The sequence below is a fragment of the Hyphomicrobium sp. 01T421 genome (assembly GCF_056398805.1).
Window position 1 is genome coordinate 129,738 of record NZ_JBFTQC010000005.1, and the last position, 22,344, is coordinate 152,081.

General features: G+C 57.9%; 18 protein-coding genes and 1 riboswitch. Of the genes, 8 read left to right on the forward strand and 10 right to left on the reverse strand.

Going from position 1 to position 22,344, the window contains the following annotated elements:
* The first annotated feature begins 1 nt into the window (after position 1).
* Entirely contained in the window at positions 2–1,222 is a 1,221-nt protein-coding gene (locus tag AC1DK3_RS20730) for a polysaccharide biosynthesis/export family protein (RefSeq protein ID WP_477194129.1), read from the forward strand.
* Positions 1,223–1,243: 21 nt separating this feature from the next.
* Here the strand turns inward: AC1DK3_RS20730 and AC1DK3_RS20735 are convergent, their stop codons facing one another.
* The 3 genes from AC1DK3_RS20735 to AC1DK3_RS20745 form a co-directional block, all read right to left on the reverse strand.
* Positions 1,244–2,512, reverse strand: a complete 1,269-nt coding sequence (locus AC1DK3_RS20735) for a hypothetical protein (RefSeq protein WP_477194130.1) — start codon at positions 2,510–2,512, stop codon at positions 1,244–1,246.
* Positions 2,502–3,071, reverse strand: coding sequence for a WecB/TagA/CpsF family glycosyltransferase (locus AC1DK3_RS20740; RefSeq protein ID WP_477194131.1), 570 nt, complete (start codon positions 3,069–3,071; stop codon positions 2,502–2,504). Before AC1DK3_RS20740 ends, AC1DK3_RS20735 begins: the two co-directional genes overlap by 11 nt.
* A 222-nt stretch (positions 3,072–3,293) precedes the next feature.
* The gene (locus AC1DK3_RS20745) at positions 3,294–4,406 is read right to left on the reverse strand and encodes a glycosyltransferase family 4 protein (RefSeq protein WP_477194132.1); all 1,113 of its coding nucleotides are present in this window, start codon (positions 4,404–4,406) and stop codon (positions 3,294–3,296) included.
* Positions 4,407–4,726: 320 nt separating this feature from the next.
* Here AC1DK3_RS20745 and AC1DK3_RS20750 point away from each other — a divergent pair, with 320 nt between their 5' ends.
* Positions 4,727–6,037, forward strand: coding sequence for a lipopolysaccharide biosynthesis protein (locus tag AC1DK3_RS20750; protein ID WP_477194133.1), 1,311 nt, complete (start codon positions 4,727–4,729; stop codon positions 6,035–6,037).
* A gap of 154 nt (positions 6,038–6,191) precedes the next feature.
* The gene (locus tag AC1DK3_RS20755) at positions 6,192–6,932 is read left to right on the forward strand and encodes an adenosylcobinamide amidohydrolase (protein WP_477194134.1); all 741 of its coding nucleotides are present in this window, start codon (positions 6,192–6,194) and stop codon (positions 6,930–6,932) included.
* A gap of 3 nt (positions 6,933–6,935) precedes the next feature.
* Here the strand turns inward: AC1DK3_RS20755 and AC1DK3_RS20760 are convergent, their stop codons facing one another.
* Together AC1DK3_RS20760 and AC1DK3_RS20765 are read right to left on the reverse strand one after the other, a co-directional pair.
* Positions 6,936–7,547 carry a hypothetical protein gene (locus AC1DK3_RS20760; protein WP_477194135.1) on the reverse strand — a complete coding sequence of 204 codons (612 nt, stop codon included), beginning with the start codon at positions 7,545–7,547 and terminating at the stop codon, positions 6,936–6,938.
* Positions 7,548–7,629: 82 nt separating this feature from the next.
* Positions 7,630–9,669, reverse strand: coding sequence for a TonB-dependent receptor plug domain-containing protein (locus tag AC1DK3_RS20765; RefSeq protein WP_477194136.1), 2,040 nt, complete (start codon positions 9,667–9,669; stop codon positions 7,630–7,632).
* Positions 9,670–9,905: 236 nt separating this feature from the next.
* A riboswitch (cobalamin riboswitch) is annotated at positions 9,906–10,129 on the reverse strand.
* A gap of 166 nt (positions 10,130–10,295) precedes the next feature.
* Here AC1DK3_RS20765 and AC1DK3_RS20770 point away from each other — a divergent pair.
* The gene (locus AC1DK3_RS20770; protein ID WP_477194137.1) at positions 10,296–11,123 is read left to right on the forward strand and encodes an LssY C-terminal domain-containing protein; all 828 of its coding nucleotides are present in this window, start codon (positions 10,296–10,298) and stop codon (positions 11,121–11,123) included.
* Positions 11,124–11,336: 213 nt separating this feature from the next.
* Here AC1DK3_RS20770 and AC1DK3_RS20775 read toward each other — a convergent pair whose 3' ends face one another.
* Positions 11,337–15,071, reverse strand: coding sequence for an autotransporter domain-containing protein (locus AC1DK3_RS20775; RefSeq protein ID WP_477194138.1), 3,735 nt, complete (start codon positions 15,069–15,071; stop codon positions 11,337–11,339).
* Positions 15,072–15,568: 497 nt separating this feature from the next.
* On the opposite strand from AC1DK3_RS20775, the gene AC1DK3_RS20780 reads away from it, so the two are divergent.
* Positions 15,569–16,369: a pentapeptide repeat-containing protein gene (locus AC1DK3_RS20780; protein WP_477194139.1), complete on the forward strand. Its 801-nt coding sequence runs from the start codon at positions 15,569–15,571 to the stop codon at positions 16,367–16,369.
* Positions 16,370–16,452: 83 nt separating this feature from the next.
* Here the strand turns inward: AC1DK3_RS20780 and AC1DK3_RS20785 are convergent, their stop codons facing one another.
* The gene (locus tag AC1DK3_RS20785; RefSeq protein WP_477194140.1) at positions 16,453–16,914 is read right to left on the reverse strand and encodes a c-type cytochrome; all 462 of its coding nucleotides are present in this window, start codon (positions 16,912–16,914) and stop codon (positions 16,453–16,455) included.
* Between the two features lie 232 nt (positions 16,915–17,146).
* Here AC1DK3_RS20785 and AC1DK3_RS20790 point away from each other — a divergent pair, with 232 nt between their 5' ends.
* Complete coding sequence (locus AC1DK3_RS20790) at positions 17,147–17,602, forward strand: c-type cytochrome (RefSeq protein ID WP_477194141.1); 456 nt, start codon at positions 17,147–17,149, stop codon at positions 17,600–17,602.
* Between the two features lie 56 nt (positions 17,603–17,658).
* Here AC1DK3_RS20790 and AC1DK3_RS20795 read toward each other — a convergent pair whose 3' ends face one another.
* Both AC1DK3_RS20795 and AC1DK3_RS20800 read right to left on the reverse strand, forming a co-directional pair.
* Positions 17,659–18,108, reverse strand: coding sequence for a host attachment protein (locus tag AC1DK3_RS20795; RefSeq protein WP_477194142.1), 450 nt, complete (start codon positions 18,106–18,108; stop codon positions 17,659–17,661).
* The gene (locus AC1DK3_RS20800) at positions 18,105–18,677 is read right to left on the reverse strand and encodes a hypothetical protein (RefSeq protein ID WP_477194143.1); all 573 of its coding nucleotides are present in this window, start codon (positions 18,675–18,677) and stop codon (positions 18,105–18,107) included. Before AC1DK3_RS20800 ends, AC1DK3_RS20795 begins: the two co-directional genes overlap by 4 nt.
* Positions 18,678–18,865: 188 nt before the next feature.
* Between AC1DK3_RS20800 and AC1DK3_RS20805 the strand changes: the two genes are divergently transcribed.
* Positions 18,866–20,776, forward strand: a complete 1,911-nt coding sequence (locus AC1DK3_RS20805; RefSeq protein WP_477194144.1) for a hybrid sensor histidine kinase/response regulator — start codon at positions 18,866–18,868, stop codon at positions 20,774–20,776.
* Between the two features lie 4 nt (positions 20,777–20,780).
* Here the strand turns inward: AC1DK3_RS20805 and AC1DK3_RS20810 are convergent, their stop codons facing one another.
* Positions 20,781–21,497, reverse strand: coding sequence for a response regulator (locus AC1DK3_RS20810; RefSeq protein ID WP_477194145.1), 717 nt, complete (start codon positions 21,495–21,497; stop codon positions 20,781–20,783).
* 126 nt (positions 21,498–21,623) lie between these two features.
* On the opposite strand from AC1DK3_RS20810, the gene AC1DK3_RS20815 reads away from it, so the two are divergent.
* Complete coding sequence (locus tag AC1DK3_RS20815) at positions 21,624–22,310, forward strand: Crp/Fnr family transcriptional regulator (RefSeq protein WP_477194146.1); 687 nt, start codon at positions 21,624–21,626, stop codon at positions 22,308–22,310.
* The last annotated feature ends 34 nt before the right edge of the window (positions 22,311–22,344 follow it).

The following is a 22,344-nucleotide window of genomic DNA, read 5'->3' on the forward strand; positions in this document are numbered from 1 at the left end:
AATGCCGAACACCCTCATGCGTGCTTTATTTGGCCTGACGTTGCTTCTCACCGCACTACCTGCAACGCCGCTATTCGCAACGGACTACGCCCTCGACACGGGCGACAAAGTTCGCATTGCCGTTCACGACTGGCCGGACCTCTCCGGCGAATTCAACGTCACCGCGACCGGAACGATCTTCCTGCCCCTCGTCGGTGAAGTTCCGGTCAAAGGCCTCACCGCTGCGCAGGTCGCGACCAAGGTCGCAACCGAGTTACAGCGGCGGCAGAAGTTGAACGACCTTCCGAGCGCGACAACGGAAATCGTCATTTTCCGCCCGTTTTACGTTCTCGGCGATGTGCAAAGCCCAGGCGCCTTTCCCTTCCAACCGGGCCTGACCGTCATGCAGGCCGTCAGCGTCGCCGGCGGATACTATCGCCTCGTCGACGTCGCATCGTTACGTCTCGAACGTGATGCGATAGCCGCAAAAGGTGACATCGACGTATTGCAGACGCGCATGAAACAACTTGCCGCCCGCCAGATAAGATTAGCTGCGGAACAAAGCGGCGCAAAGGACTTGGTCTTTCCATCCGAATGGAGCAAGTTGGATAGCGCCTCGCCTGAAGCCCGTCTCGTCGCCGAGGAACGAGGCATCTTCGCGACGAACAACGACAGCTTCGAACAGCGCAAGTCGACGTTCGATCGCTTTCACGAAATCTACGAGGGCGAGGTCACTTCGATTAAAGCGCAAATCGAAAGTGAACGGGAACAATATCGCTCAGTGCAAGACGAACTCGCAAGCGTCACAGGGCTCGTGGCTCAAGGCTTGACCCAGAAACCCCGCAAGCAATTGCTCGAGCGCACGCTCGCGCAAGTGTCAGGAAATATCCAGGGCATGAATACGCTCGTCTTGCAAGCACAGCAGAACATCAGCCAGACCGAGCAAGCAAAACTCGATTTGCTGGTTCAACGAGCCGAACGCATCAATCGAGATACCCAAGGAACCCGCGCCGAAATAGATAATACCAAAGCAAAAATCGCGACTGCCAAGAGATTGGCCTTCGAAGCTCAAGTGGCGACGCCGGACAGCCTGCTACGCACAACCAAGGGGCACTTCACGATCGCGAAGCAAGGCCGAGGCGAAGAAATACCGGTGAACGCGGGAACGCCGCTCGAGCCCGGCGATGTGTTGACAGTTGAGCGCTCCCATTCCCCAGAGCCGACCGAATCCGCTCAGAACTAAACAGGAGAACCAATCACGAAGCTAATCACCAGCCGCATAATCTTCGGGCGTCGGCTTGATCGCCGCTCCATACAAGAACCAAAGAAACGCGGCGGATTTTATTGAAAAGAGCGAATAGCTGACAAGAAGATTGAGCCCGATAAAAAGGGCGACCGCATGTGTTGCACGCCGAATGCGGAGCCGAAGTTCCAGATCCGGAACATGGTCGCTGGCCACGAGCGTCGTGAACAACCAGACGAAACATCCCCCGAGCGCCGTTTGCGTAACGATCAGGTAAGTCAATCCGCTATCGAGATTGTCGCCGATCTGGCTCCATTGGGCCATGCCGAGCACATCGTAAAAATTGAGATTTCCCGCAAGCGCCATCGTTTTCGCGACGCGACCGCCAAAGTCGTCGCTCAGAGGATCTGGGTGAAATGCATAAACCCCGATCGCGCCGAGTGTCACGATCGCCGGCAAATAGAACACTGATGCGCGCGAAGGCAGCTTGGAAGCCAGCGGCACGCAAATCAGGATAAGGACCGAAGTGATTGCCGCAAAACGCCCATCGCAGGCAACCAGCAGAAAAACAGTCGAGACGATAAGCCAGGCCCGCATGATCAGCGAAAGAGTCGGCCAGAAGCAGAGAAGCAAGATGACGATGATGCAAACGTAATTGCCGAGCGAAACCGGCTCGAGAAATATCGAGGAGACGCGGTGAATTTCGACAAAGGAAAAAAAACGTTCGCCCGGCCGTGTCGCACTGACGAAGAGAGACGAATCCGAGTTCCAGAAGTCGTCAGCCGCGAAGTTGCGGGAATTTATATAGTAACTCCTGACATCAAAGATGTCTGAGAAGAGATCTGGATTGGCAACCTCCAGGAGAGCAAAGAAAACAACAATGAATTGCAACTTGGAAAACAATGATACCGGATTGCTCGAATACCGCAAACCGAGCATCACGAAGACGGGTATCGACAGCACGTCGCGGATATTCTTTGCAACGAACTCATCCCTAAATAGGCTTAGAACCAAGCCGATACCGATGAACAGGCACATGAGCGCAAGCCAAGGGCGATCATGAGGGGCGAGCGTCAATACCAGAAGAAGGGTGCCGCAGAAAAATATCAGCAACTCCGCGGCGATCACCTCCCCATTCGTCACGGCGGTAACGTGTGCATTGATGGCTGCGAGCACCGCGTTGAACACGAGAGCTGCGATCATGATCGCGGCGATCAGCTTATCGACGGCCTCTCGCGTCAGCACGCCGGATGGAATATCTACATGCGAATCATACCGCTCATAATTCACGCCTCATCCTCCCCCACGGCGAAGAGACCGTGATTCGATCGAACGCAACGGCCGCAAGGAAGCGTACGACGTCGATTGTATATCGCCGCCAAAGCCGGGACGGTTCCTGAGTTATCCGGAATAGCCATTCGCACTTTGCGTTCTGCAGCCAGCGCGGCGGGCGATTTACGCGCCCGGTTTCGACATCGAGATAGCCGCCGACACCCAGAGCAAGAACGCCGCAAGCCGAGCTCTTCTCCGACATCCATTGTTCCTGCTTCGGATTCCCAAGCGCAACGAGGACAACTTTTGCATGCGCGCGCTTGATCGCGTCTACAGCCACATCTGGGTTATCGCAGTACCCGTCGCACACGCCGCATATTTCGGAATGGTATTTCTCACGGAGGATCTCAGCGGCGCGGCTGACGACCGCCGGACGAGAACCATATAAAAACACCGGCGTCCGTTTAGGCAGTCTCTTGAGCAGTTCCGGCGTTAAATCTGTACCATTTAAATTCTCAGGAAACCGCTCGCCGTACAGAACCCGCGAAGCAATATCGACCCCCAGACCATCATTCAAAACAAGCATTCCATCGAGCTGACGCCGAAGCAGCGGGTCCCTCCGCGCCTTCAACAACAAGTTTGCGTTCGCAAACGCCACGTTTATGGATCGGGAAGTCCGGAGCCCATCGACAATAACGTCCAGAGCTTCGGACTTGCTGAGGACCGCGACCGGAACACCAAATATTGTTCGGCGAGGGATCTGTGGAAGAGCGCTTTGCGACATCATAACTCCTCGGCGTTAAACCTTCCCGGCAAGAACATCCTGGTAGGTCGCTTCAATTCGAGCGGCGGCGGGAGGCCACGCGCATGCCAACGCAAAACGGCGCGCGCCTTCTCGATCTCGAATATTCTGTGTCTTCTCCCACTGGCGAAACCGTTCGGCCGCAATTTCGGCGTCTGTAAAATCAAGAAGCAAACCCGTCGCCGAACGCTCGAAAATTTCTTCAAAAGCAGAATTCTTTTGCATGACCGGCAGCAACCCGGCCGACATTCCCTCGACCTGCACCAATCCGTAGCCTTCATACTGCGACGCGGACACCGTGAACCCGCAATCCTTGATCAACGCCTGAAGTTCGGCGCGATCGAGATACCCAAGGCAATGAATGTTGTCCGTCAATTTCGCGGCGCGAATACCTACGTTCAAACGCTCCATATCGGCGGCCGTTCCTGGCCCGACTATGAAAAGCTTTCTGCTGCTATCCGCTCCAATCAGGTGCGCAAAAAACGGAATAAGACGATCGACGGATTTGTTTTCGGCAATCCGGCCCCAATAAATTAGGTGATCACCGCCAGCGTAGAGCCAAGGAAACGGCTCGACGGGGTTCGGCAACACCTCAGACCTGACGCCTATCTCTTCAAGCTTCCTCTGATCGTTTCGGCTTACTGCAAAAATCTTCTTCACCTGCGACAGCGTCACCCGTGAAATTGTCTTGAAGTAGAAATCCTTGGCCTTGTCGAACTTGTGCGTGTGAAAAAAGAGGCCGTGGGAGGTCACAATCAGCGGCGGAACGCCAAGCCTTCTATAGATGCTGATGAGATCGGTGAATTGGTCCAGAGAGTGCAGATGAATCAAATCATATCTGCGCAATAATTTCGGAGATAGGAATGGAATGAAAAAGCGGCTGAAGCCGACGTATCGCACGCGCACGACAATCGCACGATTGACCCGCTGCACCTTTTTCAATTTGCGCGACGTGCCAAACAAGCGGTCCAGGGTTAGGACCGTGACGCGCGAGGAGCTGGACTGCTTCTCGACAAGTTGCCTTACATATTCCTCCAGACCTCCGACCGATGGGGGGTACTGGCGGACAACATGCAGCACGCGAAGTGGCGGCTTTGAGTAGGCATCCATGGCAGCTACTCGCTTAGATAACTACGAAACGCGCTGCCCACCGGCAATCACCGTAACTCCCCGAAAAACGAATGTAACCGTGCATAGCTGACGCAGGTCTTTGGGACATTCGATCACCATGACCACAATGAACCGCATGCGGATCGTTAGCGAAGCGTCACTGCGATCAACTAGGCCTGGCTGATACGAGCAGCGCGCAAATGTCCCGTTGCTCATCCCACCAATGCGCATTCTCATCGATGCGCATCAAGTCATTGTCACGGCGACGTTCCTCATTCGGTAGGCCATAGGCTTCTCAACCCAACGGCGCAGCAGGGCACATGGGCACCGCGAAATATTCGTCTTTCGCAGAGTGGAAGCTTCTCGCAACCTACGTTTCTCGAGAGCGAATAGAGCAATCGACCGCACTGTTCATGCGGATATGCGGCGCGGGGCTCGGCTACATCATCATCGCGCTTGCGGCTCGCTCAACGACCACGCAAGGCTTTAGCGATTTTATTTTGCTGATGTCATCGGCAGCACTTTTTGGCGGCGTCGCAACCATCGGGCAAGAGTCTATTTTGCTTCGCGACTTGCCCCTCGTAGTCGCACGCGGAAATCACGGGTTTCGCCCGCTATTGAAACGCAGCTTAATCATTGCGGGCGCAGGGCTGCTGTTTTTCGCGGCTGTGGGGATGCTCTACGGCTACCACTCGCTTCGATCTTCGGACTTTGAAATTCTTGGCCTCCTCGGCGGCCTCGTTGTCATGAGCGGATTGAACGAGCTCACCTTCGCAATTCAGCGGGGATGCGGACATACGTTGCCAGCGGTGTTCGTAAAGGAAATTGCCTGGAAGCTGATCTTGGCGGCGGGACTGGTAATCATGGCTTTCGGTAGCGTGCATCCCACCGCGACACTCTTGGGCTGGCTGCTTCTGACGGGGTACGTCGTCCCCATCGCAATATCGGCGCTGTTTGTGGTGCGTGCCTGGCACCGAACTCCGAAAGGCGATCCCGCCGCGCTGTTGGATTATCCGAAACCGAGCGGCCTTGCGTTCTTTGCGCTCAATTTCATCAGCCAAGCGGGAACGCAAATCGACATTCTCGTACTCGGCATAATGTCTTCGGTATCGAGTGTCGAGCTGGGCGCCTACTACGCAGCCCAGAGGACAATTCAGATTCTGTACCTGCTGCCCTATGGAGCTGCGATCACCAGCGCGCCCCTCATTCCATTGGCATATAGCGAACAAAATCCCCGCGAGATCGTGAGGCTATCGCGACAGATCTCTCGAGGCGTTGGCTTGATCGTCGTGTTCTTGTCGGTTGTCTTGCTGATCTTTCGTACCGAGATCATGTCGATATTCCGCCCTGAATTCGCGGAATACGCGATCCTTCTTCCAGTACTTGCGCTCGGGCCTCTGGTATCCGCAATCGGCGGCTTGCACAGCCTCGTCGCTCCGATGTGCGGGATGGAGCGCGAATACTCACGCGCGCGCATCTGCATTATCGCCGCGGGCACCGCCGCCAAGATCGTTCTCGCGTCCCAAGGGCTTCTTCTCGGGATAGCTCTGTTCAACGCGTTCGAGGCGATCGTTACCGCCGCAGTCGGAGTGCTGATGGCCCGCCGGCGCCTCGGCGTTTGGATCGTCTAGCGGCGTTCGATCACGACCCTGCACGGCGTGGAGACATCTCGACGCTTGGCAATGGCTGGAACCACGGCTAATCCAACACAAAGCACAGTGCGATCCTGCGGTGGATACCCTCGCATCCGCACAGGCGCGCATAGACCCCGAGGTACGATAGTCGATGAGGCGAATAGAGGAAGCGTCCGGACGGGTCGCCGGAATCTACGCCGCGGACCTTCCAAGCCTTCCTTTTGGCCTCTCGCACAAACAACGGCTCCTGCTCGCAAGTTTCCATGAGCCTCAGCAAATGCTGAGTTGGTCGCTCACAAGGCCGGGATTTCAAATTGCTCGGCAAGTGGCCTGGATCGAAATCCGCGATGCCGATTTACCTGCCGATCAGGACGCCGAGAAGATCATTGTCAGCCGCATCGGAAAAGCCAAGCTGGACGAAGCGGTATCGCTCATCACGTCGCGCGACGTAAGCAGGCATCACATGTCGCAAGTCGCGGTTGAGGACAATGTCGCGACGTGCGTCACCACCGTCGGACTTTCGAATGGCGAGAGAGTAGGTCAGCGGTTCGCCACAGCACGGACAATCGTAGGAACGATCAACACCATGGTGCATATATCAAAGCCGCTGTCCGAAGCGGCATTGATCGAAGCGATCACGATTGCAGCTGAAGCAAGAACGGCCGCTATTCTCGACTCTGGAGTGCGCCGATCAGGCGTGGCAATTACGGGAACCGGCACCGACTGCATCGTCGTGGCGGCGCCCCTTGGCGGCTCCGCGCGGTTTGCAGGGATGCATACGGCCGTCGGCGAAGCTATCGGAGCGGCGGTTTACAAGGCAATGCGCGACGGCATAGCTACATGGCTCCAGGATATGGAGGCCATGCAGCTCGCCGCCAGCGCAGAAGGCTAGGATTTAAGCTATTGCCGGCACCGCATTTTCAGACCGGATCAACGACATCGCGACCGCCGCGCGATGCAGCAGAAGCAAACCGGCGAACGATACGAGATTGATCATCAAGACGCGTTCCACAACCGCCGTGGAGAACGCCTCATCCGAAGATCCGAGAACAAATCCGGCTCCGTAGAGCGCCGCCTCGTATGCAGCGAAAGCTGCGAGAAACGCACCGGCAAGAACGAGTGGCGATGAGCCCGTAGCGATCGAGACGACGCGCGTTCCCAAGAACGCAACAATGCTTGCAACGCCGATTGCGGCGCCCCAAGCGAACGAGTCCGCGGTCATCGGATAGGCGAGAATTCCATAACCGACGACCTGATTCGCAAGCCAAGCCACCACGACCAACGCGACGCCTTCACCGCTCTTCATTTTCGTTCCTGCGAGCGCGGCGACGGCCGCGAGCGGCGCAGCGCACGCAAAAGCCAAGCTGCCGCCGATGCTGAGCGCGGCGACGGCCGCGAGCGGCGCAGCGCACGCAAAAGCCAAGCTGCCGCCGATGCTGAGCGCGGCGATCAACGCGATCCAAAGCCCGGTCGCGGCGTTGTCGTTGGTGAGCGTCTTCAAGGTCATTCGATGTCTCCTGTATTGTCGGATTAATAGCACAGAGGCCGTCTGAAGCGAGAGGGCGTTTGACCGCCCTCTCGCCGGAATTTCAGTTCGTGAATCGAAGACCGGCATAAGCGCCAATCCCGGTACCTTCGAAGCCATTCGGATTCTCGTAGTGTTTGTCGAAGAGATTGTCGATCCGCCCGAAGAGGCTAACGCCTTCCTTGAGCTTATAGTCGGCCGCCACGTTGACGAGCGTGAAGCCCGGCAGAGTGACATCGGCGAAGGTCGAGCGATCAATGTCGGCCGCCTCGCCGAGGTAGACCAGCGACGCGGTCAGCAAGAGTGGGTCATAGGGCGTCCAACCCGCCGACAAACTCGCCTTGTTGCGCGGACGGCGGAGAAGCTGGGTGTGTTTGTCTTCATTGGTCGCTTCCGTATAGGTGTAGTCGGCCCGAACACGGATGCTCTCTGTAATGTCGGCCGATGCAAACACCTCGACACCGGACGTTTTCGCCTTGCCGACATTCACATAGGAATCAAACGTCGCGTTTGAATCGATCAGGTTTGTGATGTCGTTATAGAAGTACGTCGCACCGAATTGCGCCTTCCCTCCGAAAATGGCTTGCTCGAACCCGGCATCCATACCGAGGCTTTCCTCTGGCGCGAGAGCGGGATTGCCGTAGAAGTATGGCGGGGAATCCTGAAATCTCTGGCTCAGCGTCGGAGCCTTGAATGCCGTCCCGACACTGGCCTTCAGCTTCGTGCCCGTGGCGTCGATCACGTACGCCGGTGCGACGCGCCACGTCGTGTGACCTCCGAAATTCTCGTTGTCATCATACCGCACGTTGGCGACGAGGAAGAAGTTGCGGAAGATCTCCGACTGCAGCTCCACGAATGCCGCGTTGTTCCATTCCTCAGCGAAAAGCGCCGCCGTATCGAGTTGCTCGTTCTGATGCTCCGCGCCGGTCACGATCGTATAACCGGGCGCGACACGAAGAACGCTGCGCCAATCGTATTTTACCCGGTCCCCTTCCGAGGAGCTGTTACCCCATGTGGGATCGAGATTGAACGTTTGAACATTGGTGTAATTGACGCCGAAGAAGTTGGTCAGGTTCCCGCCCAGCGCCTTCCACACGACTTCGCCGCGCGTATAGAACTGATCGTAATCCGACCGCGACATGGTCGAACTGGGGTGACTTGGAAAGCCGGAATCATCGCCGGTGAAATGCAAGGTCGCATCCGTATAGCGACCGACGAAATTCACCGCGACCTCCTTGGTCAGATCGACGCCGATCTTCGTCGAATACGTCCAATTGTCATAACGGTTGCTGTGGCGCTCATCGCCCGGCAACAGCAGATCGAACGGCGTTACGGGTGTATCGTCGGCACGAAAATGCGAAACATTGAATGAGTAATTGTAGCGGTCCGTCCCGCCGCTGATGCTCGTCGCCTGGTTGAACGTTCCAAAGGAGCCACCTTCGACCATTCCAGTCGCCTTGGGCGGCCCCTCGCCCTTCTTCGTATAAATGACGATGACACCGCCCACTGCGTCCGCGCCGTAAAGGCCGCTCTGCGGTCCGCGTAACACTTCAACGCGTTCGATATCCGTCGTCAGCATTTGGCCGAGATCAAAAGCTCGATTCGAGCTGCTCGGATCGCTGACGTCGATGCCGTCGATCAATACCTTTGTGTGATTGGAGTTTGTTCCGCGCATGAAAATGGAAGTCCGGCCGCCAGGGCCGCCCGTCTGCACGACATTGAGACCCGGCACGCTTTTCAGAACGTCCGGCAGCGTGCGCCGTTGTTGCGCTTGAATTTCCTTGGATGTGATGACGGTGACGGAACCTGCAATCTGCTCGACGGGCGAGGTAATGCCGGTCGGCGAAACAGCCACGCCCGAATGATCGGCGCCGCGCGCCGTACCGCTCGCTCCTCCGCCGGAATTCTGAGGCGTCGAACTTTGTTGAGCAGCCGCCGGCGCCTTCTTCTTCGGCATGGCATCCGTACCGGATGTCACGGTGACCTCCGGAAGCTCGGTATTCGGCGACGCCGACACCTGAGCGTCAGCCTCGAGCGAAGAAATTGCAGAGAACGTGCAGAGAAGTACCGCACCTGACGTGCGGCGCATGAAGGCTCGTAGCATGATGACCCCCGTCGTGAGACGATGAGGGTGGATCCGCCGATCAGGTATACCGCGAAGGCCAAGTGGAACGCGCACACGTCATCGCTCACGAACCCGAAGGCCGCGTTCAAACAACGTTCGCGCGCAGGATCTCATCCGCTCAGCGCAACAACCTGCATAATCTGATGTGGCTCACCACCGGTTAACACATCAGCCGCCGCTACGGGATTCCGTCCTGCCGCGCCCCACGCGCGGAAGATGGGCAGCTTGTGGCGGCAGGTCTCCTGACTCACGGCTCAGGCGTCTTCTCCGACCTTCCCGAGGATCTCAAAGGAGACCGTCAGTGGTACATTCGGAGCGGACTCGCCGCTTACAGTTGCGGGGGCAGTCTCGGCATTGACACCAAAGGTGTCGCACCGCGTTCCCATTTTCACCACCTGGGTCACTTCACCCCGATGGAACCGTCACATCGCCATAAGCACACAATCGACGATAACGAGTCAATGCCGAAAAACTGCCACACGCGGCAGAAAGCGGAGCCCCACCGCACTCTTCGTTCGAACAGTCAAATTTGATTGCATCCCGCATCCGCGCATCGAATTAATGATCGCAAGGCGCGGCTGGCAGCGGCAGAGGCGGGAAAGAATATGCGATCAGCAATTCGCACATTGCAGCGGATAGCTATTTTCGGCCTCGGCGTCTTGAGCGTCTGGCTGATTGTGGATGTCTTCGAATTGGTCGACCGCAGACTGCCGTGGATCCTCGCCGTGAGCGCCACGTACGTCATCGGCGCATATCTCATTCTCCCCCGCGCCGTCCGGATGGGTCTGAAAATTCTTCAACGTCAACACGTCCCGAGCTTTACGATCACGGGAGATGGACTGCCAGGCGACCCCGTGAACTTGGCATTGGCCGGCACCGCGGCTCAGCTCCGTGCAGCGTTCGCGGCAGCGGGTTGGGTGGAAGCGGATCGGCTGGATATCGCCAGCTCGTGGCGAATGGCTCGCGCTTTCGTCCTCAACACGCCATACCCGACCGCGCCATTCAGCACGCTCTATCTTTTTGGACGCGGCCAGGACATCGGATTTCAAAAAGCGATCGATAACAGCCCGCGGAAGAGGCACCACGTACGCTTCTGGGCCCAAAACCTCACGGATGCCGAGACGGACTGGAACTCAGCCGCCTTCTGGCTGAACGACGAGCGCCCGGCGGACGATGAGCATGCGCTCTGGGTGGGAGCCGGCACCAAGGATACCGGCTTATCTCTGACGCGCATGACGTTTCAGATGACGCACGCGACCGACTCCGACACCAACGCCGAACGGAACTTCATCGTCGATGAATTGAGCAAGCGCGGCGTCATCGGAAAAGTGACCAACTATAAAACCGGCGACGAGCTGATCACGAAGCACGTGAACCACTACGTCACCGACGGCGATGTCGCGGTAGCCGAATTGGAAGCTCCTGCAAGTTGATTGGCTTTCTGAACCGCTCTCCGTCGCCGTCTTCGACCCTACCACCCGACAAGTTGACGCCTCCGTTTCCTGGCGAAATCGGAAATGAATTTTGAGCCGTTGGGCGCCACTCGGACGAGATGCTGCGAGACGCGTGTGCGGAGAACAAAAAAGGGGACCGCGAGTAAACGCGATCCCCAGCCTTATTGACCGAGCCTCTAATGAGGCCAGGATTTAGAAGTGGACGTCGACGCGCGCTGAACCGATGTGCGCCAGGTAATCCTCGCGAACGTTGGCGTCGTAGTTCAGTTCGAACGTCGATTCCGCGCTGATCTGAGCGAGCATACCGACGCCGAGTGCTGCGGTGTCCCGTCCAACCGCCGGTCCGCCTGCCGCGAAGGTACCGCCGCCCGCTGCAAAGCTAGCCGTGAAGTTCTGTGCGTCATCGGCAAATTCATGCAGCCACAAAGCGCGGCCTTGGATGACAGTATCGTTCGCAATTGGAACGAGCGCCTTCAGACCGAGGCCGGACACCAGCGAGTCGTTATCCTGGCTGGCAACGTCGAGCGCCATGCCGCCATCGCTGCTCTCCGTATAGCCATTCTGGTGAAGCCGCGAATACGTTAGCGATGCGACGGGCGTAAGGATCGTGCTGGCGAAACGCATGGGAGCACCAATTTCGACCGAGGCGTTGAACTGACCGCCGTCATGGCTGCCCTCCGCCTTATCGGTGAAGGGAATGGTCAGAACGCGGGTCGTGTCGTAATCATTCCAAGTGAAGCCCGTGCGCGCCGACGCGTACCATCCGGCTCCCTTGACCGCACCGTAGGCTTGGATCAAGTAGCTGTCGATTTCCGTATGGTTTTGCGAAGTATCTCCGTCGCCGTTGATCCGGGTATTCGCGTAGCCGCCGGCAACACCGACGCGAACTCCTGGTGAGATCCAGTTGTCGTAGCCGGCAAGCGCGCCGTAGATGCGGGCATCATAGCCGTCGACTTGTTCGCGCCCGTTTTGATTGAGTCCGGCACCAAAGGCTTGGCCCCAGAGTGCTGCACTGCGCGGCGCAACGAAGTCGTCATCGTCCTTGAGACCACCGCCGAGGTTCGAACGGTTCGGGTCAGACGGCTGCTTCATGCCGAGCCCGGAAGGTCCGGATGCGAAGGACGGGGCTCCGCCGGTGGCTCCAACCGCGTTGAGGCGCATATCGATGTGCTGCCCGACCGCGCTGTTGAGCGCAATCGCCGCTTGCTGGGTTGCGAAGTTCGTTTCAGGCGCAAGCTGATTGCCGGCTTTCTTCACGTCGCCCTCGTCCTCGACGCCAAGCATGGCGAGACCAAGCTCACTGTCGAAGCCAAGAAGAGCGTTTATGGCGCTCGCCCCCGGTTTGGAGATGCCTTCGATCTCGTTGGCATCGACCACGTCGGCGGTAATGATCAGGTTATTGGAGACGACGCTAGCGTCCCAATGCATCAGTGCAGTCTCTGCGACCTCGGGCAGCCCCGAGATTCCGGTCGTCGTGGTTGCGATCGTAAACTCCTCGCCCGACCAAACAACGCGCTCGAGGTTCGCGACAACGGTCGCGTCGTCATCGGCATTCAGGTGCCCGGTGATGGCGAGAACGCCATTACCGCTGTTCGTGATCGTCGTCGCGAGCTTCGAGTCGTCGTCGAGCGTGACGTTGCCGACAACGTGAAGCGTGTTGTCTTCGAGATCGATCGTGCCCTTGTTCAGGACGTTGCCCTGAATTGTGCCAGTGCCCTTCAGCGTGCCTTCCTCACCGATATTGGTGATCGGCGTCTTCAGGGTTCCTTCGACGTTCAGTGTACCCGCGTCGATGTTTGCAGCAGACAGGAACTCGAACGTCTTGCCGAAGGCGAACGTCCAGTTCGGACCGCCGGAGGCCGCCGGTGCATCATCATCATCGTCGTCATCGTCACCGCCGCCTGCGTCATCGCTAGCGGCAAGATTCAAGGTGGTGAACTTCGATACGTCGCCACGCAGCGTGCCTGTGCCCTCAAGATTGAGGATGTTGTTGCCAGCGCCCGTCGTGGCGGTGATGTTGCCGGTCGCGGTGTTTACCGAACCGTCGTCCTTGCGGCCGAAACCGTCGTCAACGAGAGTGACGGTGTTCTTCGCGCCGGCAACGTCCTTGATCGTGATGTTGCCGTCGAACTTGCCGCTGTTTTCGATGCTGTTGTCGCTGGCAACGGTCTTATTGATCGTCTGTGAACCGTAGACGCCATTGGTGATCGTGCTGGTCGCGTTCGTGATGGTGAGATTGCCGGTGAAGCTGCCGCTATTCTCGAACTCGAACGTCTTGTCACCACGGATCGTGAATCCGGCGCCTTGGCTGGTATTGTTCGAGGGCCCCGGGCTGTCGTCGTCACCCGAGAGAACGGTCACGATGGACCCCGATACGGTGCCGTAAGTCGTGTCTCTCTGATCGACGTCGATGTTGCCGACGATTTTGCCTTCGTTCTCGAGCTCGTGCTCGCCGTTACTATACCAGAAGTTTCCGATGATCGTGCCGGACGCCTTGTTCTCGATCTCGCTGTTGGCCTGGCCGGTATGGCTGTTGATGAGCAGTCTGCTGTCGACGGACCCGATGCCCGAAGTGCTCAATGCATACCAACGCAGGGCGTTGCCGTTGACGGAGAGAATATCGCCGTGGACGGTGCCGTAGTTAGTGAATTCAAGCTCACGGATTTCGCCACCGTTCGAAACCGAGGCGATTGCATATCCCTTGCTGTAATCGGTTCCGCCCGCCGATGACACGTGCTCGATGGTGCCGTAGTTCGTGACGCTTTGCTCTTCGGCGCGGAGATAGAGGGCGCCGGTGTAGTCACCCTTGCCCTGAATAAGGCCGCCCGCGCGGTTGTTGACGGTGATCGATTGCGCCTCTTCCTCCGAATAGACGCCGGTCACAAGCGAGACGTTCTGCGTGCTGAACCCCGGCCAATTGGCCTCCGTTGCCGTCGGCGCCGCCGTGGCCGTCACCGCAGCGAGCGTTAGGGCCGTCGTGCGTTCGGCAATGATCTTGCCCGAGTTTTCGATCGTGAGGCTCGTGACCTGACCGCCGGCTTCGACGGCGGTCGTCGTGCCGATGCCGTCGTGCGTCGCCTTGATCGTTCCGTTGGCGTTGTTCTGAATGAGATAGGTTCCGGCGACAGACGTGGTCACCCCTTTGACCGTACCGGTATTGGACCCCGAGGTGATGCTGGGCGACGCACCTGTCTGGTTGGCAGTGATCTCTGCGCCCTTGATGCTGCTCGAAATCAAGCCGTTGTTGATGATGACGTTATTATACGCGACCCCGTTAACGACGGTGGTGGCGCCGTAGTTGGAAACGATCGAATAACGCTGATCGCCGGCACCGGTATAGGTCGACGGCACCACGCCCGTTACAGTGACCGTATTGTTGACTGTATCGACCGACTGGATGACGAATGATTGCCCAGCGGCAAAGTCGTCGCCGTCGTAGGAGCCCAAGATGATCGATTGATTGACCCAGGCCGTGTTGACCGTCGGGCCGAGCTTGATCGTCGTCGTCGTCGAGCCGGCGGTCACGCTGTTGAACGTCGTCCCGTTGCCAGCGTTTATGGTCGATGCACCCATCACGACGGCGGTGTGATTGCGTCCCGTGCCGCCGTTGATGATCCGGTCGTTTGTAACGGTGCCATTGTTGATGAGTTCGCGTCCGTGCCCATCGAATTGCAGCAGCACATTGCTGCCCGACGCCTTCGTCGTGGTGTCCACGAAGGTCGTATTGTCGTTGACGGTCAAATTGGCGTTGGGGTCCCCACCGGCATTATTGCAGAGCACGGTCACCGCGTTCGAATTCGGCGAAGCGACAGATCCGGCGCAAGCAGCCAGCGCCTGATGCGACACACCCATGCTGAGGGCTGCCGCGAGAGAGGCCAGCAGAACTTTCGGCGGCGCGTAGCGCGCCAGATGGTTTGACACAGACATGACTTCCCCCTCCCGCCGGACGATCCCGGACGGCGCTTATTGACTGATTGTTCTCGAGTAGTTCCGGCTACGGCCCGTCAGGCCGTCACGGAGCTAGAACTTGCGACGTTTGCCTACGTCGATACATACCAGGACCCACACTAACTGATGTACTTTTAACGCTCTGTTCATATCTGCGGGTTACGGCGCCGAGATATAGGACTAATTCCCAGAAGTGAAATAACCTCGCGAATGTCTTTTACCGTTGCGACTTTGTTACAGCGGACTCAAACGTTGCCCGTGCGGCAAAGCGTTGATCCACGGCAGATGAGACAAGCGGATGTCGGCTAATTGCCCCGAAAGGACGTCCTCCGCGGCCCGCGTTCATAGCCTGTGTTGACGGATGATTTTTGGTCTTGGGCCGCCCTTGTAAGAGCTGGGGGCGAGTGCGTACATATCTATCAGTGCAGCGCCCAAGATGCGGTCATTCGATCGCTCGTGCTGTCCCGATGGTCTCGATGTTGAAATTCATCGCTGCGAGCTGCGCAGCAATCTTGACGATGGCCAGCGTACCGCCGGCTGTGGTCGCTCAAGACATGACCGGCCTCGACACGACCTCTCCCGCCTTTACGAAATCGGAGATGACGAGAGCGGATATCGAATCCGGCCTGGCCAAGCTTTCCGGTTCCGAAGTTCTCGATCTCAGCGGCAAAAGTCTGAACGGCCTTGACCTCTCAGGCATGGACCTCAGGCGGACCAAGTTGCAGTCCGCGAGAATCAACAACGTCAATTTCAAAGGCGCCAACCTTGAAGGCGTCGTACTAGATCAAGCCTGGGCTCTGAAATCCAATCTGACAGGAGCCAAGCTTAAAGGATCGAGCCTGTTTGCGACGCAGTTCGGCGGGTCGAAACTTGACGGCGCCGATTTCTCGAACGCCCATGTCGCGGCGGATTTCAGCAATGCCAGCGTGACGGATGCAAAGTTCGACGGAGCAGATCTGTCGGCCGACGAAAAAAACCAATCGATGGGACTTATGCGCGGTGCCTTCAAGAGCGCCAATCTTGATGGATCATCGTTCAAAGGCGCCAATATGGCTCGCGTCATGATGGAGTACGCATCACTCCGGGGAGCTGACCTGACAAACGCCAACTTGAGAAAAGCCGAGCTCGCCGCGAGTGATTTAACTGACGCAAATGTTCGGGGCGCAAATTTCGACGGCGCAGATGTCGACAGCGCTCGGATCGGCCACCTCATTAATGCCAATGAAGCCAAGAATTTCGACAAGCTGAAGAATGCCGATCGGAGTGTGCGCGACTGAACGCAGTCGATGAGCACCCCTTCGACCGTACACGACCCTGATGCTTGGTATAACCCAGCGCATCAGCTCCCAACGCCATAAAGCTACGGCTTGGGTTGGCGCAGTGACATTATATATGCTGCGACGTCGCCAAGCTCCTTCCGCGTGAGATGAGCGTTCGGCATTGGTCCATGAGAATTAAGCAACCAATTCGATATGCGCTCGGCTGATTGGTCATGAATGTTGGCAATCGCTACGAAGCTCGGCACGTCAGCGTTCACAGCCGAGTTCGGCTGATCTCCGATCAAGTGACAGTTCGTGCATAGCGCACGAGCGACGGCGCGCCCGTTTTCGGGATGGGGCTTCTTCGCTTGGATCGCGCCGGGTTCCTGGACGGGCTCGTTTTCATTGGATTGACCATGGGCCAGAGACGTGAACGCACAAGCCGCGGCGGCAATCGCCAATAGGCGGGCAGCAACAGGGGCGCACTGTTTGATGGGCCTGACGCGCCAAGTGACGGTTTGATCGGACATAGGCACGTCGAGATCTCCATGGGTTCGAGTCATGGGTTCAAGTCAATGAAAGTCCTAGCGCGGCGCGGCTGATTTGCAATTGACGTGGCGCAATCGACAGATCCAAAATTCTTCGGTCAAGTTTTCAAGGATGCTGAATGAAACACATATTGTAAAATCCCGGCCATCGAATTCACCTCATCGCGTACATGCCCCGAACATTCTCCTCCGCGCGTTCGAACTTTTGATAAGCCTCTGCAGCGGCCACTGAGCCGGAGGTAAGACGATGGCGACCATCGCCCCCGCGAACGCCAAGCGAGCCAACGCTGGAATCATCATGGGCGCACTCTCGATTCTCGTCGCGACGGCGTCCGCAACGGCAGTCGGTGCGAAAGCGCCGGCAACGACGGAAGCATCTTTGGGGCAACTTTTGTTTGCCGGGCATTGTGCCCAATGCCACGGCGCTGACGGGAAAGGGAACGGGCCGATTGCCGACGTGCTCAAGGTTGCTCCCTCCGACTTGACGACGATCAGCAAGCGCTCCGGCGGAAAATTCCCGGCCAAGCGCATCGTCGAAACTATTCGTTACGGGGGCGATGTTGCCGCCCATGGAACGCGCGACATGCCGATCTGGGGCAAAGTATTTAGCGTCCAGGGCGGTGGCGGCAAACGCGGAGGCGCGTTCTCCCGGCGAGCCGTAATTCAGCTGAAAGACTACCTCAAATCCATTCAGCAGCTCTAAGTTGGAAGCCGCTCCTGCCGCGCCGGATTTCGCGCATCAAGAGGCGTATTGCACGCCTATAGATAAACGACATTTTCGAGGTGCGAAGCGACGTCGCCGTTCGGAACCTTCGTAAGGTCCTTGTCGACCTCGGCAATCACCTTCGATGTGACCTCCGTTGCCAAGCGCTTGCGGAGATAGCCAAGCATTGTTGGTGGTGCCACGATCACGAGCCTGTCAAAGGCGTTGATCTCCACGTACTGGCGAAGGTGATCGGCAAGTTGATCGGCGAACTGAACCTCCAGAGAATCGTGCGGGTCGCTTCTGGGTTCGATGGCGTGCCGCGTGTAGCCGACGGATTCATGAACCCGGCCCGGCTCTGCTCTACCCAAAAGATGGCTTGGCGGAATGTGCAACCGCGTTTCCGTTCCCGCCACTTCATGAAGGCCATGCCCCTTGCCGATGGCCTCAACCATCCGCGCATGAGCGCCATCCGCGATAAGAATCCAGGTGCGCGTCGGTTTCATTTCCGCAATTCCCTGAAGCTCAAAAATGTTCCGGATTCATTGTCCAGTCCAAGCCCGGCAAACGGCAACGGATTGGCCGCGGCCCATTCGAGGTACGTTTTACGTTCGATCGGAGCAAGGGCCTCACGCAAGACAGGCAGAAGTAAAACGTGTTCCGCCTCGATGTGATCCCGCCTGCGCTCAGAAACATGCCGCAAAAGATACGCCAACGTATCGCTTGCCGCCCCGCAATTCACGGCGACGCGAAGCGTCTCCACCAGTTCATCATTGGCGAAACGGATTTCGCTGTGCTGACGATCAAATAGCGCTGCGCACCCGCATTGCTCCCCTCTCTGCCGGCGTTTGAGAAGAGGACAAATCACTTCGTCGTGAAAGCGGATATGCCCCAGCCAAGCTGCGTTGAATATTTCAATGAGGCGCTGAGTGAGATTGTGGTCGGCTGTTTTCGGCAGGCCGTCCGCGAGCGCGAGCAGCCCACGGCAAACTTCGAGTTGTAGGGCATGGTCAGCAAGAAACCTTGCCCCAGGATGGTCCTCGTCGAAGTATGATGTTCCTGTTTGTTCGGCCAAGGGCGTAAAGGCTCCAGTTTCGGAGGCCATTTTGCGGCGACTGCGCCCTTCGGACCTTGATCGAGATCAGTTCTGAGCCGCCTCACACCGAATATTTTGCGACGCTCTGATCCGGCGTCGTCAGCTGGATTGCCGCTTGCCGAGGCAGTAAGGTGCAGATCAGCCAAGCAATAATCCCAAGGTCATCCATGCTCCAGGCGATTCTGGATTCCGCGGTTTCCGCCATCTTGGCGATCGACGACACCGGCCATATCCAAAGCGTCAATCCGGCGACGGAAGTGATGTTTGGCTACCGCGCCGATGAAATGCTCAACCAAAATATTAAAATGCTGATGCCCGAGCCCTATCGCGCGGAGCACGACGATTATATCGGCCGGCACGTCAAGACAGGCGAAAAGCGCATCATCGGCATCGGCCGCGAAGTCAAAGGCCAAAGGAAGAATGGCAGCATCTTCCCGATCCATTTGGCCGTCAGCGAATTCATGGTGGACGGCCGGCGCTTCTTCTCCGGCATCATCAACGATCTCAGCGACCGCGCCGAGCTGCAGGAAGAGGTGGATCGTCAGTCGCGCCTATTCGAAACGGTCTTCGAGCACGTCCCCGAAGCGCTCGTCATCTCGTCACCGGCCGGAAAAATCCTTCTCTTCAACCCCGCCGCGACGAAAATCTTCGGGTACGACTTGGCCGAGGCGACCGGTATGGAATGGGCGAGTTTGTTTGGAGATCCCGAGAGCCTTCCCCAGATCGAATTCGATATTTCTCGATCGATCCAGCGAGCACCGGATCTCAATCTCTCCGTGATGTTACGCCGGAAAGACGGCAGCACTTTTCCGGCCGAAGGGATATTTACTCAGGTCACCGATCAACATGCGAGGCCGAGTGTCCGAGTGAGCGTCTTCCGGGACGTCACGGAAACGCTCAAAAACAAAGAGGCGGCGGTCAAATCGCAACGTCTTGAAGCCATCGGACAGCTCACCGGCGGCATCGCTCACGACTTCAACAATCTGCTCACGATCATCTCGGGCAACCTCGAGCTTCTCGAAGAGCAGCCTTTGAGCGAGCAAGATCGCGATCTTCTCGATCGGGCAGCGCGAGCGGCGGATTCTGGCGCGCGGCTCACAAAACGCCTCTTGACCTTCGCACGCCGGCGCCATCTCGCGCCCGCGGTCATCAACTTGAACGACCAAGTGCGCACCATGACGGAACTGCTCCGTCGCACCCTCGGTGATATGATCGAACTCCGCACCCAATTCGCGTCGCCGTTATGGCTCGTCCGCGCCGACGCCGGAGAAGTCGAAGCGGCAGTCTTGAACCTCGCCATCAACGCACGCGATGCGATGCCGGAAGGCGGCACCCTGGCAGTCCGAACCGACAATGTCGTTCTGCAGGAAGGAGAGACGGGCCTCGATGATTCGCTCAAAGCCGGAGATTATGTGCGCATTTCCGTTTCCGATAACGGTATTGGCATGAGCAAGGAAGTTTTGAGCCGCGTGTTCGAACCCTTTTTCACGACCAAGTCCATAGGACGCGGCACAGGCCTTGGCCTCAGCACGATCTATGGTTTCATCAAGCAGTCGAACGGCAATATCACGATCAACAGCGAGCCAGGCGTCGGCACGACCGTAAATATGTATTTGCCCCGTTGCGACGAAGAGGCCGCGCAGCACGACGAGACGTTATCTCTCGCGACAGAACCGCATGCGAGCGGCGAATGCATCCTGGTTGTCGAGGACAACCGCGACGTTCGCCAGTTGACCGTAAACCGGCTCAAGCGGCTCGGTTATGATACGGTCGAGTGTGCGAGCGGCGTCGAGGCGAAGGCCGCGCTCGAAAACGGCCAACAGGTCAGCGCAGTATTCACCGATATCATAATGCCGGGCGGAATGACGGGTATTGAACTCGCTACCTGGATCTCGGCCCGCCTGCCGGATCTACCGGTCATTTTGACGACGGGCTTCGCCGATGAAGCAGCCGGCAAGAGCGAAGCCGACACCTTCTGGCCAATTCTGCGCAAGCCATATACGCAGAAACAGCTCGCCAGCATGTTGCGCGCGACGATCGATAAGAAGGCCGCCCGCCAAGCATCGCTGCGCGACTGACAGCCTAGACGGTCCGGCGAACGTCGCTCGCGAACATATACCCGACCCCGCGGATCGATTTGATGTGCTCGGCATCCGTCTCGTCGTCGATTTTTCGGCGCAACCGGCTGACGAGCGCGTCGATCGAGCGATCGAGTGGCGAGTAATCGTGCCCCTTGAGGAGATCCATAATTTCGTCTCGCGACAGCACCCGATGCGCGTGCCGCACGAAGAGCTCGAGCAAATTGAATTCGGCTGTCGTCAACTCGCGGCGCTCGCTCAATTGCCCCTTGAGTTCACGGCTTGTTATGTCGAGCGTCCAACCGCCGAAACGGAAAACTTCATGCGCGGAAGCCGGTCGAGCGGCCGGCGCATTGCCGCCCTCCCTCCGTCTCAACACCGCGCGCACGCGCGCCAGGACCTCGCGCGGACTGAACGGCTTCGCAATGTAATCGTCGGCGCCGACCTCCAGCCCGACGATGCGATCGACCGTATCGCCCTTGCCTGAAAGCATCACGATCGGCACGTCACAGGACGCCCGGATTTCTCGCGCGAGACTGAGACCATCATCGCGGCCGAGCGTCAGATCCAACGTTACCAGGCTAATGGTGCCGCGCTCTAGCGCAGCACGAGCGTTCTTGGCATCAGGCGCTTCAATGACGTCGTAACCTTCCCGCTCGAAGCACGTCTTGAGCAAGCTTCGGATCTCGGGATCATCATCGACGACGAGTATTTCTGTCACAACGCGGGGTCCCAGACGTCAGGCGGTTACAATCTATTACAATTGATTACACAGAGCGCAAATGCCCGGCACGTTAATCCTGTCATATGCCCCCCGACGGACGCAGGGCAGAAGGATACACGGGACATGTATAGCGCGCCACAAACCGAGCAGACCACGAGCTTCAAAACCGCTCGGAGAGCGCCTAACCGCCATCCCGTTGACGGTCTCGACGGCTTCCATTCGGGGACCGTCCGGCGCATTGAGGCCAAAGAGCATGTCTTTTGCGAGGGAGACCCGCGGACGCATGTATATCGCATCGAAGACGGTGTGATTGCTCTTTCAAAGGTCCTGAGCGACGGCCGCCGCCAGATCATCGACTTTGCCTATCCCGGTGATTACATCGGCCTCGGAATGTTCGGTGACCACGTTTTCGACGCGCAAGCCACGTGCGCCTGCAAGGTCAAGTGTCTGCCGACATCGCAGCTCGAACATGATGCGGCCCGAGATCCCGCCCTTGCCTTCCGGCTCTATAATGCCGTTTCAGCAGAACTGTCGGCCGCGCGCCGGCTGCTCGTCAGCGTCGGTCAGGGCACCGCAATGGAACGAATTGCTTCGTTTCTTATCGAATTGAAGGGCCGCGGCGGCCACACGGAAGAAGATGTTATTAACCTGCCGATGCGCCGCTCCGATATCGCCGATCTGCTTGGCTTGACCATCGAGACGGTCAGCCGCACGCTGACGAAGCTCAGGATGATGCGCGTCATCGAGATTCAGAATGGACATGACGTTCGCATTCTTGATCCCAATCGCCTCGAAGAGATCGCTGGCTGAAGGACGATAAACCGCCACTTCTGCCTGGCTACAG

Excerpts from the sequence above, each read along its gene's own strand:
- AC1DK3_RS20795 (WP_477194142.1), bottom strand. The coding sequence starts at position 18,108 with ATGAAACCGACGCGCACCTGGATTCTTATCGCGGATGGCGCTCATGCG.
- AC1DK3_RS20775 (WP_477194138.1), bottom strand. The coding sequence starts at position 15,071 with ATGTCTGTGTCAAACCATCTGGCGCGCTACGCGCCGCCGAAAGTTCTG.
- AC1DK3_RS20760 (WP_477194135.1), bottom strand. The coding sequence starts at position 7,547 with ATGACCTTGAAGACGCTCACCAACGACAACGCCGCGACCGGGCTTTGG.
- AC1DK3_RS20765 (WP_477194136.1), bottom strand. The coding sequence starts at position 9,669 with ATGCTACGAGCCTTCATGCGCCGCACGTCAGGTGCGGTACTTCTCTGC.
- AC1DK3_RS20790 (WP_477194141.1), top strand. The coding sequence starts at position 17,147 with ATGGCGACCATCGCCCCCGCGAACGCCAAGCGAGCCAACGCTGGAATC.
- AC1DK3_RS20780 (WP_477194139.1), top strand. The coding sequence starts at position 15,569 with ATGTTGAAATTCATCGCTGCGAGCTGCGCAGCAATCTTGACGATGGCC.
- AC1DK3_RS20815 (WP_477194146.1), top strand. The coding sequence starts at position 21,624 with ATGTATAGCGCGCCACAAACCGAGCAGACCACGAGCTTCAAAACCGCT.
- AC1DK3_RS20785 (WP_477194140.1), bottom strand. The coding sequence starts at position 16,914 with ATGACTCGAACCCATGGAGATCTCGACGTGCCTATGTCCGATCAAACC.
- AC1DK3_RS20805 (WP_477194144.1), top strand. The coding sequence starts at position 18,866 with ATGCTCCAGGCGATTCTGGATTCCGCGGTTTCCGCCATCTTGGCGATC.
- AC1DK3_RS20755 (WP_477194134.1), top strand. The coding sequence starts at position 6,192 with ATGAGGCGAATAGAGGAAGCGTCCGGACGGGTCGCCGGAATCTACGCC.
- AC1DK3_RS20730 (WP_477194129.1), top strand. The coding sequence starts at position 2 with ATGCCGAACACCCTCATGCGTGCTTTATTTGGCCTGACGTTGCTTCTC.
- AC1DK3_RS20770 (WP_477194137.1), top strand. The coding sequence starts at position 10,296 with ATGCGATCAGCAATTCGCACATTGCAGCGGATAGCTATTTTCGGCCTC.
- AC1DK3_RS20750 (WP_477194133.1), top strand. The coding sequence starts at position 4,727 with ATGGGCACCGCGAAATATTCGTCTTTCGCAGAGTGGAAGCTTCTCGCA.
- AC1DK3_RS20745 (WP_477194132.1), bottom strand. The coding sequence starts at position 4,406 with ATGGATGCCTACTCAAAGCCGCCACTTCGCGTGCTGCATGTTGTCCGC.